General features: G+C 68.9%; 21 protein-coding genes and 1 tRNA gene. 9 read left to right on the forward strand and 13 right to left on the reverse strand.

Going from position 1 to position 18,569, the window contains the following annotated elements; genetic code table 11:
* Positions 1 to 3 precede the first annotated feature (3 nt).
* On the forward strand, positions 4 to 2,160 hold the full coding sequence (helR, locus tag ESP57_RS17110; protein WP_243648570.1) for an RNA polymerase recycling motor ATPase HelR: 2,157 nt from the start codon (positions 4 to 6) through the stop codon (positions 2,158 to 2,160).
* Positions 2,161 to 2,178: 18 nt separating this feature from the next.
* Here the strand turns inward: helR and ESP57_RS17115 are convergent, their stop codons facing one another.
* Positions 2,179 to 2,502, reverse strand: coding sequence for a DUF7882 family protein (locus ESP57_RS17115; protein WP_056014321.1), 324 nt, complete (start codon positions 2,500 to 2,502; stop codon positions 2,179 to 2,181).
* 52 nt (positions 2,503 to 2,554) lie between these two features.
* The gene (locus tag ESP57_RS17120; protein ID WP_056014325.1) at positions 2,555 to 3,442 is read right to left on the reverse strand and encodes an SDR family oxidoreductase; all 888 of its coding nucleotides are present in this window, start codon (positions 3,440 to 3,442) and stop codon (positions 2,555 to 2,557) included.
* A 226-nt stretch (positions 3,443 to 3,668) separates the two neighbouring features.
* Between ESP57_RS17120 and ESP57_RS17125 the strand changes: the two genes are divergently transcribed.
* The 3 genes from ESP57_RS17125 (at position 3,669) to ESP57_RS17135 (ending at position 5,883) form a co-directional block, all read left to right on the forward strand.
* Entirely contained in the window at positions 3,669 to 4,250 is a 582-nt protein-coding gene (locus ESP57_RS17125; RefSeq protein ID WP_243648571.1) for a CinA family protein, read from the forward strand.
* Positions 4,251 to 4,378: 128 nt separating this feature from the next.
* Entirely contained in the window at positions 4,379 to 5,560 is a 1,182-nt protein-coding gene (locus tag ESP57_RS17130) for a carboxylate-amine ligase (RefSeq protein WP_115962169.1), read from the forward strand.
* Complete coding sequence (locus ESP57_RS17135) at positions 5,557 to 5,883, forward strand: hypothetical protein (RefSeq protein ID WP_129232358.1); 327 nt, start codon at positions 5,557 to 5,559, stop codon at positions 5,881 to 5,883. Before ESP57_RS17130 ends, ESP57_RS17135 begins: the two co-directional genes overlap by 4 nt.
* Positions 5,884 to 5,965: 82 nt before the next feature.
* On the opposite strand, the gene ESP57_RS17140 is transcribed toward ESP57_RS17135, so the two are convergent.
* Together ESP57_RS17140 and ESP57_RS18520 are read right to left on the reverse strand one after the other, a co-directional pair.
* Positions 5,966 to 6,238 carry a hypothetical protein gene (locus tag ESP57_RS17140; RefSeq protein WP_056014335.1) on the reverse strand — a complete coding sequence of 91 codons (273 nt, stop codon included), beginning with the start codon at positions 6,236 to 6,238 and terminating at the stop codon, positions 5,966 to 5,968.
* Positions 6,235 to 6,399: a hypothetical protein gene (locus ESP57_RS18520; protein WP_157377152.1), complete on the reverse strand. Its 165-nt coding sequence runs from the start codon at positions 6,397 to 6,399 to the stop codon at positions 6,235 to 6,237. The genes ESP57_RS17140 and ESP57_RS18520 overlap by 4 nt, the downstream gene beginning before the upstream one ends.
* Before the next feature lie 276 nt (positions 6,400 to 6,675).
* Between ESP57_RS18520 and ESP57_RS17145 the strand changes: the two genes are divergently transcribed.
* The 3 genes from ESP57_RS17145 (at position 6,676) to ESP57_RS17150 (ending at position 8,438) form a co-directional block, all read left to right on the forward strand.
* Complete coding sequence (locus ESP57_RS17145) at positions 6,676 to 7,158, forward strand: YciE/YciF ferroxidase family protein (RefSeq protein WP_129232359.1); 483 nt, start codon at positions 6,676 to 6,678, stop codon at positions 7,156 to 7,158.
* Between the two features lie 126 nt (positions 7,159 to 7,284).
* Entirely contained in the window at positions 7,285 to 7,449 is a 165-nt protein-coding gene (locus ESP57_RS18525; RefSeq protein WP_165877506.1) for a hypothetical protein, read from the forward strand.
* Positions 7,446 to 8,438, forward strand: coding sequence for a magnesium transporter CorA family protein (locus ESP57_RS17150; RefSeq protein ID WP_165877507.1), 993 nt, complete (start codon positions 7,446 to 7,448; stop codon positions 8,436 to 8,438). Before ESP57_RS18525 ends, ESP57_RS17150 begins: the two co-directional genes overlap by 4 nt.
* A gap of 31 nt (positions 8,439 to 8,469) precedes the next feature.
* Here the strand turns inward: ESP57_RS17150 and ESP57_RS17155 are convergent, their stop codons facing one another.
* Positions 8,470 to 8,847: a DUF7882 family protein gene (locus ESP57_RS17155; RefSeq protein WP_243648572.1), complete on the reverse strand. Its 378-nt coding sequence runs from the start codon at positions 8,845 to 8,847 to the stop codon at positions 8,470 to 8,472.
* Positions 8,848 to 9,010: 163 nt separating this feature from the next.
* Between ESP57_RS17155 and ESP57_RS17160 the strand changes: the two genes are divergently transcribed.
* Positions 9,011 to 9,406, forward strand: coding sequence for an SHOCT domain-containing protein (locus ESP57_RS17160; RefSeq protein WP_056014344.1), 396 nt, complete (start codon positions 9,011 to 9,013; stop codon positions 9,404 to 9,406).
* 139 nt (positions 9,407 to 9,545) lie between these two features.
* Here the strand turns inward: ESP57_RS17160 and ESP57_RS17165 are convergent, their stop codons facing one another.
* Positions 9,546 to 10,037 carry a universal stress protein gene (locus ESP57_RS17165; protein ID WP_129232361.1) on the reverse strand — a complete coding sequence of 164 codons (492 nt, stop codon included), beginning with the start codon at positions 10,035 to 10,037 and terminating at the stop codon, positions 9,546 to 9,548.
* A gap of 299 nt (positions 10,038 to 10,336) precedes the next feature.
* Between ESP57_RS17165 and ESP57_RS17170 the strand changes: the two genes are divergently transcribed.
* Entirely contained in the window at positions 10,337 to 10,567 is a 231-nt protein-coding gene (locus ESP57_RS17170; RefSeq protein ID WP_056014350.1) for a hypothetical protein, read from the forward strand.
* A gap of 37 nt (positions 10,568 to 10,604) precedes the next feature.
* Here ESP57_RS17170 and ESP57_RS17175 read toward each other — a convergent pair whose 3' ends face one another.
* The 7 genes from ESP57_RS17175 to ESP57_RS17205 form a co-directional block, all read right to left on the reverse strand.
* Entirely contained in the window at positions 10,605 to 12,086 is a 1,482-nt protein-coding gene (locus ESP57_RS17175; RefSeq protein ID WP_129232362.1) for an arylsulfatase, read from the reverse strand.
* 93 nt (positions 12,087 to 12,179) lie between these two features.
* Entirely contained in the window at positions 12,180 to 13,073 is an 894-nt protein-coding gene (locus tag ESP57_RS17180; RefSeq protein WP_082571624.1) for a formylglycine-generating enzyme family protein, read from the reverse strand.
* Positions 13,074 to 13,260: 187 nt separating this feature from the next.
* Complete coding sequence (locus ESP57_RS17185; protein WP_165877508.1) at positions 13,261 to 15,201, reverse strand: alpha/beta hydrolase family protein; 1,941 nt, start codon at positions 15,199 to 15,201, stop codon at positions 13,261 to 13,263.
* Between the two features lie 120 nt (positions 15,202 to 15,321).
* Positions 15,322 to 15,933, reverse strand: a complete 612-nt coding sequence (locus ESP57_RS17190) for a TetR/AcrR family transcriptional regulator C-terminal domain-containing protein (RefSeq protein ID WP_165877509.1) — start codon at positions 15,931 to 15,933, stop codon at positions 15,322 to 15,324.
* Positions 15,934 to 16,254: 321 nt separating this feature from the next.
* Positions 16,255 to 16,331, reverse strand: a tRNA-Met gene (locus tag ESP57_RS17195).
* Positions 16,332 to 16,458: 127 nt separating this feature from the next.
* Positions 16,459 to 17,052 carry an FMN reductase gene (msuE, locus tag ESP57_RS17200; RefSeq protein WP_115962145.1) on the reverse strand — a complete coding sequence of 198 codons (594 nt, stop codon included), beginning with the start codon at positions 17,050 to 17,052 and terminating at the stop codon, positions 16,459 to 16,461.
* A gap of 163 nt (positions 17,053 to 17,215) precedes the next feature.
* Positions 17,216 to 18,550, reverse strand: coding sequence for a M20/M25/M40 family metallo-hydrolase (locus ESP57_RS17205; RefSeq protein WP_115962142.1), 1,335 nt, complete (start codon positions 18,548 to 18,550; stop codon positions 17,216 to 17,218).
* Positions 18,551 to 18,569: the final 19 nt, after the last annotated feature.

Here is an 18,569-nt window from a genome sequence, read left to right on the forward strand (position 1 = left end):
CACGTGTTCGACCTTCCCGATTCCCTCGCCGCCAAGGCCGCCCCGTCGCTCATCGCGGACGACGAGGCGCAGTTCTCGGCCATCGCCGAGGCCCTCCGGCACTCCATCGCCGAGGTCTCCGACCGTCTCGCGGTCGAACTGAGGGCGCCCGGCGGGAGCGGCCAGGCCGCGCTCGATCGGGACCTCGAGATCCACCGTCTCACGGGCCGGCTGCGGACCCTGCGCCGCTTCGGCCTCGACCTCTGCCTCGGCCGGATCGTCGCCGCCGACGGCGGCGAGCCCGTGTACATCGGGCGGCTCGGCCTCACCGCGCCCGACGGGCGCCGGCTGCTCGTCGACTGGCGCTCCCCCGCCGCGGAACCCTTCTTCGGGGCGACGCACGGCGATCCCATGGGCCTGACCAGCCGCCGCAGATATCGCTGGACCCGCGGCCGTGTCACCGACTACTGGGACGAGGTGTTCACGCCCGACGCGCTCGACGGGCATGCCGCGCTCGACGAGCAGTCGGCGTTCATCGCGAGCCTCGGCAGCACCCGCTCGGCCCGGATGCAGGACGTGCTCGGCACCATCCAGGCCGACCAGGACGCGATCGTCCGCGCCGGCTCCCGCGGCGCCCTCGTCGTCGACGGCGGACCCGGCACCGGCAAGACCGTCGTCGCGCTGCACCGCACGGCGTACCTGCTCTACTCCGATCCGCGCCTCGGGCACCGTCGCGGCGGGGTGCTGTTCATCGGCCCGCACCAGCCCTACCTCGACTACGTCGCCGACATCCTCCCCGGGCTGGGCGAGGAGGGCGTCGCGACCTGCACCCTCCGCGACCTCGTCCCGGAGGGCGCCGCCGCTGCAGCCGAGCCCGATCCGGCAGTCGCCGGGGCGAAGTCCTCGGGCGATCTCGTGCAGGCCGTCGAGCGTGCGGTCGGATACTACGAGCGTCCGCCTCGCGCCGGCATGACGATCGAGACGCCATGGGCCGACGTGTCGGTCGACGCCGACGACTGGGCCGAGGCGTTCGACGCTCCCGAGCCCGGCACCCCGCACAACGAGGCCCGCCTCGAGGTCTGGGAGGAGCTGCTGGGCATCCTGGCCGAACAGCATGACGAGGACGTCGAGCCCGAGGCGCTCCGCGCCGCCCTCGCCGACAGTCGAGAACTCCGCACGACCTTCAATCGCGCCTGGCCCGTGCTCGATCCAGCCGGGGTCGTCGCCGACCTGTGGTCGGTGCCCGCGTACCTCCGGCGATGCGCCCCCTGGCTCGCCGACGACGAGGTGCGGCTGCTGCAGCGGACCGACCCCCGTGCGTGGACCGTCGCCGACCTCCCCTACCTCGACGCTGCTCGGCAGCGCATCGGCGACCCCGAGGCATCCCGCGACCGCCGACGGCGCGAGGCTGCCGCCGCCGCCCAGCGCGAGGAGATGTCGCGCGTCATCGACAACCTGCTCGAGGCGCAGGTGCACGACGACGGCGAGGGCGTCATGACGATGCTGCGCGGTCAGGACGTGCAGTACTCGTTGATCGACGAGGCCGAACTGCCGAGCCGCGGCGCCGACGAACTCGCCGGGCCGTTCGCCCACATCGTCGTCGACGAGGCGCAGGAGCTGACGGATGCCGAGTGGCGGATGGTGCTCGCACGCTGCCCGTCGCGCAGCCTCACCATCGTCGGCGACCGCGCCCAGGCGAGGCACGGGTTCACCGAGTCCTGGCAGCAGCGCCTCGCGCGCATCGGGCTCGAGCACGTCGCGCTCGCCCACCTCACGATCAACTACCGCACTCCGGAGGAGGTCATGGCCGAGGCGGAGCCCGTCATCAGGGCGGCGATTCCCGATGCCAACGTGCCGACGTCGGTGCGCAGCAGCGGCATCCCGGTCGCCCATGGCGCGGTCGCAGAGCTCGACGGGATCCTCGAGGCATGGCTCGCCGAGCACGCCGAGGGCACCGCGTGCGTGATCGCAGGCAGCGCAGCGAGCGGCAGTGGTACGAATGCATCCGGTCGTTCCGCGCGCGTCAGGTCCCTGACGCCCGAGCTCGCGAAGGGCCTCGAGTTCGACCTCGTGGTGCTCATCGACCCCGAGTCGTTCGGCACCGGCATCGAGGGAGCGGTCGACCGGTACGTCGCGATGACCCGGGCGACGCAGCGGCTCGTGATCCTCACGAACACGTGAAGGCGGGCGGTCGGGCGATCAGTCGAGCTCGAAGGGCTCCGACGCCTCGGGCTCCGGAACGAGGTGCAGCCCTGCGGTGCTGCTGGCGGAGAGGATCAGCTCCTCGATCCAGATCCGGTTGAGCTTCGGCGGCCGGTTGCCGCTGAAGACGAACAGCACGGGGATGGACTGGTTCATCCACATCGTCGTTCGCCCGCTGCCGCGCTCGATCCCGTGCTCCCAGGTGAACGCGAAGCTTTCGGAGCGGCGCAGCTTGGTCAGGATCGCGACGCGGAGGTGGGCGAGGGCGCGGTCGTCGATGTCGAACTCGCGCAGGGACGTGCTGTAGATGAGCTTGCCCATGCTCGAATGATACGACTCGCGCGCGCCCCGCGTCCCACCTCCGTTCGGGGCTCTACAGCGGGCGTCCGCCCGTGACCGGCACGATCGCGCCCGAGACGTACGACGCATCCTCCGAAGCGAGGTAGACGTACGCTCCCGCGAGTTCCGCAGGTTGGCCGGCCCGGCCGAGCGGCGTGTCGCGACCGAAGTCGGGCAGCTTGTCGGGCCATCCGGTCGCCGGGATCAGCGGAGTCCAGATCGGGCCCGGCGCCACGGCGTTCACGCGGATGCCTCGGGGCCCGAGCTCCTCGGCCAGTGCCTTCGTGAACGCGACCAGCGCGGCCTTCGTCATCGCGTAGTCGACGAGGCGGGACGAGGGATCGAACCCCTGGATCGAGGTCGTCGTGATGATGCTCGCCCCGGCTTGCATCTGGGGCACCGCTGCGCGTGCCAGGAAGACCGGTGCGAACAGGTTCACCCGCATGACGGTCTCGAAGTCGTCGGTGGGGATCTCGTCGATGCCGCCCCGGTCGCGCTGGTGCGCCGCGTTCAGCACGAGCAGGTCGAGGCCGCCGAAGGTCGACCGCACTCGCTCGATCAGCTGCTCGCAATGCGCTTCGGACCGCAGATCGCCTGGGAGCAGGAGCGGCATGCGGCCGGCGTCCTCGATCCAGCGTGCCGTCTCCTCGGCATCGCTCGCCTCGCTCTCCAGATACGAGATCGCCACGTCGGCGCCCTCACGGGCGAACGCGATCGCGACCGCCCTCCCGATGCCGGAGTCGCCGCCGGTGATCAGCGCCTTGCGCCCCACCAGCCGGTTCGCGCCGCGATAGCTCTCCTCCCCGTGATCGGGCGTCGGGGCCATCTCCTCGGTGCGGCCGGGCGGGTCCTGCTGCTGGCGTGGAAAGGGGCCGGCGGGATGCTTCGTGGTCGGGTCGATCAGTGATTCGGATCGCGACATGGTCGTCCTCCAATCGTCGTAGGGATTTCGTTGTTGCTGTTCTCGGTGACCTTCACCGTATGAACGATCGGCCCGAGTCGATAGGGGGTTGACAGCCCGCCCGCGCACCCTCGAAGTCAACCCCTTCTTCGTCGGGCCGGGCGCGCTCTAGCGTGGGATCGACCGACGCCCGTCCGCGCGCGAACGGGCGAGGGACGAACTTCGACGAGGGCGAACAGGGGATGCCGTGAGCGACGAGACCGGTGCCGCGCAGACGCCGCACGATGAGCGGATCGAGGTGCTCGCGAAGCGCATCGGCGACCGGGCGATGTCGTCGGCATCGACGGTCGCCGTCGCCGAATCGCTGACCGGCGGTGCGATCGATGCGGCGCTGGCGGCGACCGGCGACGCATCCGACTGGTTCGCTGGCGGCCTCGTCGCCTACAGTTCCCGAGTCAAGTTCGACGTACTCGGCGTCACTCCTGGGCCGGTGGTGACCGCGAAGTGCGCAGTCGAGATGGCTGTGGGAGTCCGCCGGCTCCTCGGTGCCGGCATCGCCGTCTCCGCGACCGGTGCGGGAGGCCCCGACCCCGTGGAGGGCAACCCGCCGGGAACGGTCTTCATCGCGGCATCCGTCGGCGACCGCACCGTCGTCGAGGAGTTCCGCTTCGCGGGCGATCCGGCAGACGTCGTCGACGCCACCGTCGAGAACGCGTTCCGCCTGCTGGACGAGGTGCTCGCCGGTTCGGACCCGGCCTCCAGCAGGTCGGAGGATCGGGCCCCAGGCCCGGATCAATCGCTCCGGGGGAACGGGGCGTCGGCGGGTTGAGAGGAGCCGTGAAGGGGACGCCGATCTCCGCGCCGAGCGGCTAACACCGGGCCGGGGACCCGTCAACCCCTTCCAGCACGCCGTCGTTCGCGGTCACACTCGACTCACCCGGCGAAAGGGACACGGCCATGCTGCGATTCGGAGTCGAAGAGGAGTTCATGCTGGTGGACCCGCACCGCCTCGTCCCGGTGTCCCTGGCGGGTGAGATCAGGGACCGGCTCTCCGTACGTGAGGAGCTGGCACCGCAGATCGGCGGCGAGTTCCTCGCGGCGCAACTCGAGTACGCGACGACGATCCAGACCGGTGTCGCGGCCGCCGGAACGGAACTCCTCGCGTTCCGCACGGCGCTCGGTGACGCGGCACGCGAACTCGCGGTCATCCCCCTCGCCGGCGGCACGCCGTTTGACGTCGACGGCGCCGCGGCGATCGTGCCGACCGAACGGTACCAGCACATCGCGAGCGAGTTCGGCGAGATGCTCGTCGACCACCAGGTCAACGGCCTGCACGTCCATGTCGAGGTCGTCGACCCGGATGCTCGAGTCCGAGCGTTGAACGGCACCCGCGACTGGCTGCCGTTCCTCCTCGCGATCACCGGCGATTCACCGTTCTGGCACGGCCGCGACACGGGCTTCGAGAGCTGGCGCAACGTCATCCTCCGACGGATGCCGACGGCCGGGTGCCCGCCGGTGTTCGACGACGCCGCGGACTATCGCCGTCGCACGCAGCTTCTGGTGGACATGGGAGCGCTCATCGACCTGGGATCGATCGCATGGGCGGCCCGGCTCTCGGAGCGTTTCCCGACCGTCGAGGTGCGGGTGTTCGACGCGCAGCTCTCGGTCGACGACTCGGTGATGGCAGCCGCCCTGACCCGTGCCATCGTCGACACCTCCGCGCAGGGGGCCGCCGGCTCCTGCGCGCCGGCCGAACTGGTCGACGCGGCGCTCTGGGAAGCCGGGCGCCGCGGGGCGGACGCACGGCTCCCCGACCCGCTCTCCGGCACGATGAGCACCGTGTGGGCCCTGGCCGACGGCCTCGTCGAGTGGATCCGCCCCTCGCTCGAGGCATCCGGAGACCTCGAGCTCGTGATCGACGGACTCGAGCGGATTCGCCTCGAGGGCACCGGTGCCGCGCGCCAACGGGAGCGTCACCGCGACTCGGGCGCGATCGGGCTGCGCGGGCTGTATCGCGAAGGATGCGACGGGCGGGAGCGCCGGGCGCCGACTCCGCTCTCCATGCCGTTCGCCGAGGTCGCGGGACTCATGTCAAGCCCCTTCCCTCCCACCGCCCGTCAGGGCAGCGTGGCCTCATGACGAATGACACCGGAATGCACTCCGAACCGGACTCGCGGGGCAACGCCTGGAGTGACGCCGCCCCGGACGGCGTGCAGGACGCACCCATCATGGACCAGAACGATGCGTCGACCCGTGCGAAGTGGGAGGGCATCATCGCGCAGACACGCGCGGATCTCGGCCGCCACTCCATCGACGACATCCGGCAGGCCCTCGCGCAACGCCTCAGCGACGCGCAGCTCACCGTTCCCGCGGGCGAACTCGACCGCGTCGCAGCGGAACTCGCTGCGAGCGTCGACGGCGGTGATCGCTTCGACCGGGGCGAAACCCACCCCGACGAGTGAGGCCGCCCGCGATCACCTGACGCGGCCCTCAGGTTCCGACGAACGCGTCAGGCCCACGACGTCAGGTCCGGTCGATCAGGTGTCAGGTCCAGTCGACCGAGTGCATCCATCCGGCGATGTAGGCGCGCTCATTGTCGCCGAGTCGGACGCCGAGGCGTGGCGCCCGGCCGGGGTCGAGCTCGCAGAGTTCGAAGATGCGGCGAACGACGACGGCACGCAGCGGTGCATCGACGTTCTCCAGCACCTCCCGTCGGAGCGGGCGCTCGAGCATCGGCCACCACAGTCCGATCGGTGGTAGTCCGGTCGACCGGAAGGCGCGCTCGTCGCGCGTCGGTTCATCGAGTACGGAACTCATTGTGCCGGCTCCTCGCTCGTGCGACCCGTCTCGGGGTCGCGGATGACGACCTGCTCGTGGGGATCGGCGTGCTCTTCAGCCTGTTGATGCTGCTCCGCCGCTTCGACCCCCCGGTCGAGCTCGTCGTCCGTGTTCGACTCCGTAGGGTCGGGGTCTCTCATCGGTGTGCTCCTCGTTCAGGCCGGCCACGCCATCGGGGCCGGCATCTCGAAGCTACGCGGGGCCGCACTCCGCAGAAAGGGATTGACATTTCGGCGAGGAGCACTCCATCGCGGCGGACTCGGCTGCCGAGGAGCCGGGAGCCAGCCGGTGATGCATATGCAGCACCATCGAGGCAACCCCCTTCACCCCCTCGACGCCGTTGGACCAACATGGTCGGGACACGACCGGAGCGGCCCCATCGCCAGATGGACGGCCCACACGTGAAGGAGGATCGAATGGTCCAGCAGACGCTCGACACGCCGACGGAGCTGTTTCACTTCCAGCTGCGAACGGCGCTGACGATGGAGAACGACTCGTTGGCCGCGCTCGAGGAGCTGACGAAGGCTGCGAAGAGCGCAGAGGTGAAGAAGCTGTTCCGCCACCACGCCGACGAGACCAGGGAGCAACTGGCCAATCTGCAGAAGGCGTTCGCGGCCGCCGACCTGAAGTCCTCGACGGCCCCCTCGCCGAGCACGAAGGGCATCTCGAAGCAGGCGGCGTCGACGCTGGAGCGCAGCGCTGCCAAACTGCGTGATCAGGTCGCCGTCTCCTGCGCCCTCGGCAACGAGCACTACGAGATCGCGGCCTACGAGTCGCTCATCCTTCCGGCCGAGAGCATGGGGCTCTCGGAGGTGGTCGGCCTCCTCCAGGCGAACCTCGACCAGGAGATCCACACCAGCGAGGAGCTGCGCACGACGGTGCAGAAGATCCTCGCCTAGCGAGATCCTCGCCGAGCGGGCGGCGCGCCTGTCAAGCCCTCGACGGCGAATATTCCGACGGCCTACTGTTACGTCACTGAATGGCCCCGCTCCCACCCAGACCGGGGCCGGCGAAGGGAGTCTCCCATGAACATCCTGCTGATCATCGTCGTCGTCGTCGCCGTGATCCTGGCGATCACCGGTGGCCTCGTGCAATCCCTCAACTTCCTCCTCTGGGTCGGGTTGGTCCTCCTCGCGATCGCCGTGATCGGATGGATCATCCGGATGGTCGCGGGTCGCAACAGCGTGTGAGCCACGACCTCGACCTGGGACGGCCCCTGGCGGACGCCGTGCCTCCCGAGTTCCGGCCCGTCCTCCTCGTGAATCCGGGCCGGGACGATCTGGAGCGTGCGCGGCGCCGTTTCGGGCTGCACCCGCTCGTCGTGACCGACCTCCTCGAGGGACGCCAGCATCCGAAGTTCGAGACCTTCGACGGTCACCTGTACCTCACCGTCTGGGATCTCAACCCGACGGCCGACGGATCCACGCGTGCCGTCACGGACATCGCGATGGTGCTGCACGGCGACGAACTCCTCGTCGTGCAGCGCGGGCCCGACGAGGACATCCGCGACATCGGGGCAGTGCTCGACGAACCCGACGAACCCGATGCGCCCGCGCTGAACGCGGTCTCGTCGCCGCTGTCCGCCGTCTACCGCATCCTCGACGCCGTCGTCCGCGACTTCGTCCAACTCGGTGCCGAGGTCGAGCAGGATCTCGACGAGGTCGAGGCCGAGGTCTTCGACAGCCGAGTGCGCGAGGACTACCGCCGCATCTACCGGCTGCGGCAACGCATCGGCAGGATCGATCGGGCCGCGTCGGGTCTCGCGGCGGCGCTTCGAGCGGGCACGTCGGAACTCGAGGCGCTCGCCGCGGACGAGCCGGCGCTCCAACCGAGTCTCCTGCACCTCGAGCATGCCGCAGAGGGTGTGGCGAGCCTCGCGTCCGCCCAGCACGAGGCACTCGACGCCGTCGTCTCCAGCCACGAGAGCAACGTCGCCGCGCGTCAGAACCAGGACATGCGCACCATCTCGGCGTTCGCGGCGCTGCTCGCGATTCCGACCGTCGCCGCGGGCCTGTACGGCATGAACTTCAAGAACCTGCCGCTCATCAAGTGGGAGTACGGCTGGGTCGCCGTGGGCATCGCGCTGCTCGCGCTCGACATCGTGTTCTACGTCGCATTCCGCCGGCGCGGATGGCTCGGCGGGAAGTCCGGCCGACGCGGAGACGTCGACGAGGGCTGATCCGCCGGTCTCTCGAGGGCCGTGGGATCCGTCAGTCGCCGTCCTCCACGGGCTGGACGTCCACGCCGACGCGCACCGGTTGCTCCGGGATCGTCTCGATCGGGGTGGTGTCGAGCTCCTCGGCGACGAGTTGGACCCCGCCGGTGCTGTTCGCGGAACGCATGAGCTCCTCGATCCAGCGCCGGTTGAGTTCGGGCTGCTCGGGTTCGTCGAAGACGAAGCGCAGCGAGACGGCGGGATGCAGCCAGATGGTGCTCCGCCCGCGCGGCTGATCCTCGGTGTGCTGCCACGAGAGGGTGAAGCTCTCGCCACGACGGAGTTTCGTGATCACCGCGACCTTGAGGTGTGCGAGCGTGCGATCTTCGATGCCGATAGGGGTGCCGGAGTCGCCGTAGTACAACGTTCCCATGCGCTGAGGGTACGCCCTCGAGCAGTTCCCGGCACCCCTTGCGGCTTGCGAGAACGCATCGTGGCGAATCATCCGATTCGAATGATGCGCCCGTGAGACCGAAGCCATAGCCTCGCGGAAGCCGCAGTGAAACTGCGGCAGACGAAACGAAAGGCCGTCGGCAATGAACAGCTTCTGGGACTTCATCATCTGGCTCTTCTGGTTCTACGTGGTCATCGCGTGCATCTGGGTCTTCATCACGGTGATCGTCGACATCTTCCGGGATCACTCGCTGAACGGCTGGGGGAAGGCTCTCTGGGTCCTGTTCCTGGTGTTCGTGCCCTTCCTCGCGGCGTTCATCTACCTGATCGCGCGCGGTCGCGGCATGGCGGAGCGCAATGCCGCCCGGGTGGCGGAGTCGCAGGCGGCGAGTGCGGACTACATCCGGAGCGTCGCAGGCTCTTCCTCCTCGTCGTCGACGGCGGCGGAGATCGAGAAGGGCAAGCAGCTCCTCGACAGCGGCGCGATCACGCAGGCCGAGTTCGAGTCGCTCAAGGCGAAGGCGCTGCAGTCCGCATAGCGCCCCGCGTGGGTCGAACGACCTGACGACCGAAGGGATCCCGGCCTCGCATGAGGCCGGGATCCCTTCGTCGCGGCTGGGGCCGGCGGCTCGGGCCTGCGGCGTGAGCCTGCGGCGTGAGCCACCTGAGTGCCGCGACTCAGTGGTCGATGCGGCTCAACGGCACGAGCAGCACCGGGCGGTCCTGGCCCATCGCGAGCGACTTCGCGACCGAGCCCGCGAAGAACTCCTCGACGCGGTGGAGGCCCCCGTGCCGACGCGTGCCGACCACGAGCATCCTCGAGGAGAGATCAGCGGCGAGTCGCGACAACGCGCTCGCCGGATCGCCGGCGAGCACTCGGAACGACCAGGAGACCTCGCTGCCGGCGAGGGCCCCCTCGAGCATGTCGCCGACTTCTGCGGCGACGCCCGCCATTTCGTCGTCCATCTTGGGATCGAGCGACTCCCGGGTGCGCAGCTCCGTGTCGTCGAGCTCGACGAGGGCGCTGTTGAGCTCGACGTAGGCGAACACGACCTCGCACCCGAACGACGCCGCGGTGCGTTCCGCGGTCTCGATGATCCGCAAGGGGATGCCGGGCTTGACGCCCACGACGATCGGTCCGTCGTCGAGATGGGTTTCCGATTCCGACATGCGCGACCGCCAGTTCTCCGATGTGCACCATGGAACGTCCTCGGTCAGTCAAGCACGACGGGCACGCGCGCGCCAGAGGCGATCGGGCGCCCGCACGGGACGACGTTCTGGGCGTTCTTCGATGGGTTTGTCAAGTCCCTGTTGCACTGTCGATCGGCTCCCGATAATCGAATGAGTCGGTGTTCCGAGAGCCGACAGAAGGGTCGCACGCGGTACCGCGAGATCGACGCGCACGCCCGGCTCGGGTTCCCCCAAGCGCCGGGAGCGTGCGACCCTTCGCCCAAGACGGGAGGGTACGGATGCTTCGAGCAGCAGGCAGCACCGAGAAGGTGGACCTCACCCCGTTGAGCGAGACGATGTGGCGTGTCTGCGACGGCCGCTTCGAAGACGGCGACCTCCGGATCATCGGCTACCTCCAAGACCTCGACGGCGTGTACGAGATGATGTGGATGCGCCCACGGCTCGGAGTCGTCCGGACCTATGGCAGCCTCGAAGACGCCCTTCGCGCGATCCACGAGGCGATCGGCTGAGCTGCGGCCTCGTCGCGAACGGAGCCGTGGTTCGCGTTCATCCGGCCGATGACAAGCCGTGGAGCATCTTCGCGAGCTGCTCCTGCACCTGCGCGTCCTCGATCTCGAACATGGCGTAACTGATTCCCGCGGACTGGATCGGGCGATTGGGGTACTTCGTGTAGGTCGGCAGCACGCTGAGGAGACGTGCGGCCATCTGCGGCGCCTGCCAGGTCTTCTCCGCATAACTCGTCATGAAGATGTCGTAGCGCTCCTGCGGGTCCTGCCAGAGGTCGAACAGTTCCGGGACGATCGCCGTGTACGAGGCGGGGCCACGCCAGCCGTCGCGGATGTTCCACACCGCCTTCCACTTGCCGACGCGAATGGCTCCGGGGACCATCTCGGTCTCGGTCATGTAGAGCCAGTGGTCGCGGGTGGACGGCCCGTCGCCCCGAAGGAGGGCGGACTGGTCGCAGCTGTCGAAGATGGTGGGCTCGCCCTCGCGGTCGTCGGTCGGCAGGTCCACACCGGCGAGGTTCGCGAAGGTGGCCATGAGGTCGAGCGATCCGACGATCTCGGAGTTGCGTCGTCCGGCCTCGATCGTGCCTGGCCACCACGCGATCGCGGGAACCCGACTCCCACCCTCGTAGTCGGTGCCCTTCGTGCCGCGGTAGGGGGTGTACCCGCAGTCGGGGTAGACGTCTTGCCACGCGCCGTTGTCGGTCGTCCAGACGATGAGCGTGTTCTCGGCGATGCCGAGCTCTCGCACCTTGTCGACGACCTGACCCACCCGATGGTCGAGCTCGACGAGGGAGTCCAGGTACTTCGACTTGGCGAGCGAGGCACCTTCGAAGTCGGGGTGCGGCAGGTTCGGCTGATGCAGTTTCGCGGTGTTCAGGTAGAGGAAGAACCGGTTCTCGCCGTTCGCGTGGTCGTCGAGATAGTCGAGCGCGTGGTTCGTCGACTTCTCGTCGATGAAGGGGATGTTCGAGGCGTCGATCTTCTCGACCTCGCGCGCCTCCTCGCCGGCCTTGCCCTCGATCGCCCCGGTGACGTTGCCCCACATCTTCATGGTCGCCTCGTCGTCGAACGGGAAGTCGGGGTTGAAGGTCTTGTCGGTGTACGTGTACGCGTTCAGGTGGTACAGCGTCGTGTTGTACATCTCGTCGAAGCCGTGGGCCGTCGGCATCGCGGAGGGGTCCTCGCCGAGGTGCCACTTCCCGATGTGGCACGTGTCGTAGTCGGCCTTCTTGAGGACGCTCGCGAGGGTCCACTCCCCTGCGGGCAGACCGCCGCCCTGCCCGGGGAAGGCGACCGTCGTCATGCCGCTGCGGATCGGAAGCCGACCGGTCAGGGCTGCGGCGCGCCCGGGGGTGCAGCTCGGCTGCCCGTAGAACGACATGAACTGCAGGCCTTCGGCCGCGAGCCGATCGAGGTTCGGCGTGGGCGCACCGCGGTTCTCACCGCCGCCGTAGCATCCCAGGTCGCCCCACCCGACGTCGTCCGACATGAACAGGATGATGTTCGGCTTCTCGGCCATCTCTTCGTCTCCCCCACTTGGATTCGGCTTCCGTTCGGACGGTAGCAGAGCCGATGCGGCGACGTCACGTGCCTCGGGCCGATCGGGTGCCGGCTATGCGTCCTTCGCGCAGCGGAATCCGATGTGCGACATCCCGGTGTCCTCCGATTGCGGCGACCTCGCCGCCGGCCGGAAGCGCAGGCAGTACTCCGGCGAGCACAGGAAGGACCCGCCCTTGAGGACCCGCCGTGCCGTCGCGGGGAACGCCTCGTCTGCGCTGGCGCGAGCGAGCAGGTTCGCACGCTTCCCGGCGTCGACCGGTGCATCCGACAATCGCACATGGCGAGGCGTGTAGAAGTCGCTCGTCCACTCCCAGACGTTGCCGATCATGTCGAACAACCCGAAGCCGTTCGCGGGGTACGTGCCGACCTCGGCCGTTCCGCCCACTCCCTGGTTGTCGTAGGGAAACCGGCCCAGCCAGGAGTTCGCCTGCGCGACGCCGCCCGGGTAGGGTTCCTCGCCCCACGCGAACGGCGCACCATCGATGCCGCCGCGCGACGCGAACTCGTGCTCGGCCTCGGTGGGCAGCCGGAGCCCCGCCCATTCCGCGTACGACGTCGCGTCCTCGAAGGAGACATGGACGGCCGGATGCCGCATGCGCTCGTCGATCGAGGACCCCGGGCCGAAGGGGCTCCGCCAGTACGCACCGGGCTGCCAACGCCACCACCCTCGCCAATCGCGGAGGTCGACTGGGCCGCTCGTCGGTGTGAACACCATCGCTCCGGGAACGAGATCGGCCGGATCCGCGTCGGGGAACGCTCCCGGGTCCAACTCGCGCTCCGCGACGGTCACGTAGCCCGTCGCCTCGACGAACTCGGCGAACTGCTCGTTCGTGACCTCGTGCCGGTCGATCCAGAACGGGTCGACCCGACGCTCGTGAACGGGGCGCTCGTCGGGGTAGAACTCGTCGGACCCCATACGGAACGATCCGCCCTCGATCAGCACCATGTCACGGTCAACGACTGTCATGCATCAACCGTACCGAGTGTCCGGATCCCGGCCGTGCTGTTCGCCGCACCCCTTCATGTGGTCGGGGCAGAGGGCGGAGGGAGCGCCCGATCTCGGGCGGACGCCCCCTCCTGTTCCGCAGCGGCGTCGTGGACCGGCGCCTCCTGCTGCGGAATTCGTCAGGTGCTCAGACGCGGACTTCGCGCGCTTCTTCACCTGTGGTGCTCTCGGGTTCCTCCGGGGCGCCACGTCCTCTTCGAGCGAGGAAGACGGCCAGCACGATCAATCCGATGCCGATGAGCATGGGCACCACGATCCTCGCGATGATGGCGCCCGCGCCCCACTCACCGCCGTCGTCAGCGTGAATCGTGGTCGTCGTGGTGATGTTCCACACGATCAGGAGGGCGGCCGTGAATGCTCCCGTGTAGACCGAGCCTGAAGCCTTGTAGAAGTACACGGCCAGGCAAGCGGCGAGCGGGAGCATGATCAGGAACTGGTATCCGATCAGCACGAACTGCGACTTGAGGGGCTCGTTCACCGGCATCGTGCCCCCGGTGAGCATCGGCAGGTAGTCGATGAGGAAGCCGACGAGCAGTGGAGCAGCCAGGACGAGTGAGAATGCGATCATCTGCCGCGCCGGCGTGAGCTTCGCCCCGGTCCATCGCAATTGCGAGCTCAGTCCGACGTTGAGCACGAGGAGGTACGCGACGAACGGGAGCAGGTAGGCAAGGAAGATCGCCCAGTGCCGCCCGTCGATGATCGCCAGCGCCACCGTGTAGAAGCGGAAGTCCGTCTTGAAGAGCCAGTCGGAGAGCACGAGCAGCAGGTACGCGGACCCCACTGCGAGCAGCGCGACGGCCGCTGACCTGCCGACGACCGCCCAGCTGAAGCCTCCGCTCGCCGTCAGGCCGAGGTCGTGCACCGAGACGCGGCCGCGCCGCTTGGAGCGGACGTACCAGGTCGCGATGAGCACCAGCGAGATCGCGCCGTTCAGAACGGCCCAGGCGAGGATGCCGTTGGCCCACGTCTGCGGCCAGAACGGCAGGCCCGCCAGGCCGATGTTGCCGAGTTCCTGGAACGGCCAGAACGTCACGACCGGGACGACGCCGGTGATCGCCGCCGCGATGAGCCACGGCCACCCGAAGCGCTCGCCGCGAGCGGGGGGAACCAGTCGACGCGCAGCGGCGAACGCCGGCGAACCCCAGAGCAGGCCGCCCACGGCGAACACGGCGAGGAAGCCGCCGATGAGCGCGAGGCCTCCCCCGATCTCCTTCCAGATCCATACCTGCCCGTTCAGCGCCGCGCCCCCGTCGAGGGTCTGGCCGTACCAGTCCACGGCATTCTGGACCGCATCGAAGCTGAAGGTCATGAACGGGTGGTTGCCGGCGACGAGGACCATCTTCCGAGCGGAACCGTCGGCGACGTCACCGTAGACCTCGTCGAGGACGACGGGCTGGTCGGTGCCGACCTGGGCCATCGCGATGTCACCGTCGGGCACGTTCGCGGGTACGGCTTCGCCCCAGACCGGTTCGGCGAACTCCTCCAACGACGACATGATGAACAGCGCGTTCTTGAGGGTCGGCGGGTCCTCGGGGTCGGGCAGCGCGTACGGGACCGGGCCCGAGGCTTCGAACACGATCGACCGGTACAGGTCGGGTTCGGTCGCGGCGGCGACGTAGGCTTCGGCGCCGCCGCGGGAGTGCCCGCCGATGCCGACGTTGTCCGGATCGATCATCGGAAGCTCGTGCAGATAGCGCAGGGCTGCCGCGCCGATCCAGCCGGACTCCTGATGTCCGTCGGATCCACCGTGGCCGTACTGGTCGGGCGCGAGCACGACATATCCGCGTCGGGACAGCTCGATCGCGTAGGCATCCTGCATCTCGCTGGAGTTGTTCGCGCCGTGGATCGCGAGGATTCCCGGCGCGGGTGTCTCCGCCGTTGCGGAGTCTGGGATGTAGAGCTTGCCGGCGATCATCTCGCCGCGTTCGCCGGCGATCGTGATGTCGCGGACGCTGACAGCGCCGAACGCTGTCTGGACGAGGGCGCCGAGGGCGCCGCCGAGGAGCACGAGTGCGATCGCAAGGCTCAGGAGCGCCCACTGACGCTTGGGGGGTAAGTCGAAGGTCATCATTGTCCTCTTTCTGAACGTGCATGGAATTGCCGTCTCGTCGGCGCGGGCGCACGACGAGGCCGGGCGTGTGTGCCTGGGGCGACAGGGCACGCGGAACCTGGAGGGGTGACGCTCCGGCTAGGGCCTCGACGGTCCGGCCTGGGCGAGGCGATCGAAGCCGTCGAGGATGAGATCGAGGATGAGCTCGAACTCGGCGTCTTCGTCGTGAACTGCTTCGGTCATCGATTCCGCGATGCGGGGGTACTGCGCCGACAGCTCGCCGGCGCGAAGGGCTGCCACCTCGACACCTGCGTCCGCCTCGCCGTCATTTCGGGCTTGCCGGTGCATCGAGCCCATGACGTGACCGTCGTAGGCATGCAACGCATAGTGCGCCAGCTGCACGGAGAGCCCTCCTTCGCGGAGGCGGTCCAGCACGGCATCGACGTAGCGCAGCCGCTCCGGGCCGACATGTCCGCGCGAAGCGAGGGGGGCTGACGCCCACGGGTGTTCCTTCAGTACCTCGTATGCGGCGATCCCGCTCGCTCGCAGCGCGCCTTTCCAGCCCGTTTCCGTCGGCGGAACGCTGAACCGGGCGGCCACCCGCTCGACCATCGAGTTCACAAGCTCGTCCTTGTTGCTCACGTGGCGATAGAGGGCCATCGCCTCGACCGCGAGCTGCTCGCCGACCCGGCGCATGCTGATCGCTTCAAGGCCGCCGTCATCGGCGATCGCGATGGCGGCGTCGATCACTCGATCTTTCGTCAGCTTCTCACGCATCGCCCCTCCATTTCCGAGCCGTGTTTACAGCATAAGCATACGCCGTAAACAACCAACAGCAATCGCACATCCTCCCAGGAAACCGAGCTCGATCGGCCGGTCGACGAGTCAGGGGGCCGCTGTCCGCCCAACAGGGTGCACGTTCGTGCAGTCAACGGTCGGCCGCGCCGCTTACCGCACCGCTGAGCGGCAGCTGACGTGCATCTGGCCGAAAGCGACGACTCGTCACCGTGAACGCAGAAATCCCGGCCTCATTCGAGACCGGGATTTCTTCGTGGGTTCTGACGAACACCTTGGTTGCGGGGGCAGGATTTGAACCTACGACCTCTGGGTTATGAGCCCAGCGAGCTACCGAACTGCTCCACCCCGCGTCACCGACTGCCTTGCGGCAGTCATCCACCGGATGATCGAGTCATCTGCGGTGGTTCGACCAGTTTACGTCACGGTTCGAGACCGCTCGACCACTTCAGAGGAACCGCTGGGTCGACTCCCCTACGGCTACCAGGTCGCGACGTACTCCGACACCGGCAGCACCGTGCTCCGAACGACCGGGAGACCGCGGCTGATGGCTTGCTCGATGCGGTCGCGCAGCGCCTGCGAATCGATGCGGTAGTCGACGAAGTCGGTGTCGCTGGCGTACACGCCGATCGGCAGGGTGATCGCCTGGAAGAACGAGAACAGCGGCCGGAACTGGTGCTCGATGATGAGCGCATGCCGGTCGCTGCCTCCCGTCGCCGCGAGCAGCACCGGCTTGTCGATGAGCGCGTACTGCCCGACGAAGTCGAACACGTGCTTGAACAGGCCCGTGAACGAGGCCCGGTACACCGGGCTGGCGACGACGAGGAGCGTGGCCGACTCGATGCGGCGCAGCGCCTCCTCGGCGATCGGGCTCAGGTCGGAGCGGCTCAGCGCTCCCGAGAACTCGCGGCCGATGTCGGAGAGCTCGATGAGGTGCGTATCGACCTCGAGGTCATCGCCCTGACCCGAACGCAGGGCGGTGGCGAAACCCTCGAGGATCTCGCGGGCGAGCACGGTGGTCTTCGACGGCGAGTGCAGGCTTCCGGAGACGGCGACGATGGAGATGTTCGGCATGGATGGGACGCTAACCCCCTTCGGCCCATGCCGGGATCGCATCGGACGCGCAGGGTAAGCGAGCGAAACGGGCCTTCACGCGGCGTATCCGGGTGTCACGAATGGGCCGTCGAACGCGATCGGATGCCCCGCGGATGTCGCCGCGTGACCGCGCCCTGCTGCGTCACGCCTCGCGGAGAAGTCGCCACGTGACGCGCGCGGAGAAGTACAGGGCGTCGACCGGGATGTGCTCGTCAGCCGTGTGGAACTGCGAGAACACGTCGAAGTCGTCGGGCACCCGCAGCGGCACGAAGCCGTAGCCGGCGATGCCGAGGCGGGCGAGGTGCTTGTTGTCGGTGCTCGCAGGCAGCAGGTAGGGCACGACGACGCCGTGGTCGTCCTCGGCGGCGATCGCATGCTGGGCGATCCCGAGGAGCGGGGAATCGAGTGGCGCGGCGATGGGCGGGATCCATCGCCCCACCTCGAGCTCGACGTCGTCGCCCACGAGGCGCTGCAGGTCGGCGCGGAACGTGTCCTCGTGTCCGGGCAGGATCCGGAGGTCGAGCGCGGCGGTCGCCACGGCGGGGATGACGTTGGTCTTCGATCCGGCCTCGAGCACGGTCGGCGACGCGGTGTCGCGCAGGGTCGCGCCGACGATGCCGCCGACGAACCCGAGCTCGTCGAGCTGCGTCTCGAGCGCGGCATCCGTGAACTCGACGCCGCGCGCCGCTCCGAACCGCTCGAGGAACGCGTCGAGGGCGGGGGTGCGCGTCACCGGGAAGCGGTGCTCGCCGACCGCCGCGACGGCGCGGGCGAGGCGCACGACGGCGTTGTCCGCCGTCGGCCGCGAGCCGTGGCCTGGGCGGCCGCGCGTGCGCAACCGGGCCCATGCGACGCCCTTCTCGGCGGTCGCAATGAGGTAGGCGCGGCGCCCGGGCGCGAGCGGCACGGAGAACCCGCCGACCTCGCTGAGCGCCTCGGTGGCTCCCTCGAACAACTCGGGGTGGTGCTCGACGAGCCACTTCGCGCCCCACACGCCCCCGGCCTCCTCATCGGCGAAGAACGCGAAGACCAGGTCCCGCTCTGGCACCTCGGCGTCGCGCTTGAACGCTCGCGCGGCCGCGAGGATGACGCCGGCGAAGTTCTTCATGTCGACGGCGCCGCGCCCGTAGAGCACGCCGTCCTCGATCTCGGCCCCGAAGGGCGGATGCGTCCAGTCCTGCCCCTCGACGGGGACGACGTCGAGATGCGCGTGCACGACGAGCGCCCCGCGGGACGGATCGCGTCCCGCGAGGCGGGCGACGACGCTCCCCCGGCCCGGCCGGGACTCGAGCAGGGTCGTCTCGTACCCGACCTCCTCGAGCGCGGCCTGCACGTACCGGGCGGCGCGGGTCTCACCATCGCCGATGGCGTCGGGACGGCCGGTGTTGACGCTCTCGATGCGGATGAGGTCGCGGATGAACCGCAGGGCCTCCTCCTCGAGGAGCGAGCCTGCGGCGGGGACTCGGCTGGAAGTCATGTCGTTCAGTCTCCTGTCG

Source organism: Agromyces fucosus (assembly GCF_004134865.1).
Lineage (GTDB): Bacteria > Actinomycetota > Actinomycetes > Actinomycetales > Microbacteriaceae > Agromyces > Agromyces fucosus.

Excerpts from the sequence above, each read along its gene's own strand:
- ESP57_RS17115 (WP_056014321.1), bottom strand. The coding sequence starts at position 2,502 with ATGGGCAAGCTCATCTACAGCACGTCCCTGCGCGAGTTCGACATCGAC.
- ESP57_RS17120 (WP_056014325.1), bottom strand. The coding sequence starts at position 3,442 with ATGTCGCGATCCGAATCACTGATCGACCCGACCACGAAGCATCCCGCC.
- ESP57_RS17130 (WP_115962169.1), top strand. The coding sequence starts at position 4,379 with ATGCTGCGATTCGGAGTCGAAGAGGAGTTCATGCTGGTGGACCCGCAC.
- ESP57_RS17135 (WP_129232358.1), top strand. The coding sequence starts at position 5,557 with ATGACGAATGACACCGGAATGCACTCCGAACCGGACTCGCGGGGCAAC.
- ESP57_RS17140 (WP_056014335.1), bottom strand. The coding sequence starts at position 6,238 with ATGAGTTCCGTACTCGATGAACCGACGCGCGACGAGCGCGCCTTCCGG.
- ESP57_RS18520 (WP_157377152.1), bottom strand. The coding sequence starts at position 6,399 with ATGAGAGACCCCGACCCTACGGAGTCGAACACGGACGACGAGCTCGAC.
- ESP57_RS17145 (WP_129232359.1), top strand. The coding sequence starts at position 6,676 with ATGGTCCAGCAGACGCTCGACACGCCGACGGAGCTGTTTCACTTCCAG.
- ESP57_RS18525 (WP_165877506.1), top strand. The coding sequence starts at position 7,285 with ATGAACATCCTGCTGATCATCGTCGTCGTCGTCGCCGTGATCCTGGCG.
- ESP57_RS17155 (WP_243648572.1), bottom strand. The coding sequence starts at position 8,847 with ATGGGAACGTTGTACTACGGCGACTCCGGCACCCCTATCGGCATCGAA.
- ESP57_RS17160 (WP_056014344.1), top strand. The coding sequence starts at position 9,011 with ATGAACAGCTTCTGGGACTTCATCATCTGGCTCTTCTGGTTCTACGTG.
- ESP57_RS17165 (WP_129232361.1), bottom strand. The coding sequence starts at position 10,037 with ATGTCGGAATCGGAAACCCATCTCGACGACGGACCGATCGTCGTGGGC.
- ESP57_RS17170 (WP_056014350.1), top strand. The coding sequence starts at position 10,337 with ATGCTTCGAGCAGCAGGCAGCACCGAGAAGGTGGACCTCACCCCGTTG.
- ESP57_RS17175 (WP_129232362.1), bottom strand. The coding sequence starts at position 12,086 with ATGGCCGAGAAGCCGAACATCATCCTGTTCATGTCGGACGACGTCGGG.
- ESP57_RS17180 (WP_082571624.1), bottom strand. The coding sequence starts at position 13,073 with ATGGTGCTGATCGAGGGCGGATCGTTCCGTATGGGGTCCGACGAGTTC.
- ESP57_RS17185 (WP_165877508.1), bottom strand. The coding sequence starts at position 15,201 with ATGACCTTCGACTTACCCCCCAAGCGTCAGTGGGCGCTCCTGAGCCTT.
- msuE (WP_115962145.1), bottom strand. The coding sequence starts at position 17,052 with ATGCCGAACATCTCCATCGTCGCCGTCTCCGGAAGCCTGCACTCGCCG.
- ESP57_RS17205 (WP_115962142.1), bottom strand. The coding sequence starts at position 18,550 with ATGACTTCCAGCCGAGTCCCCGCCGCAGGCTCGCTCCTCGAGGAGGAG.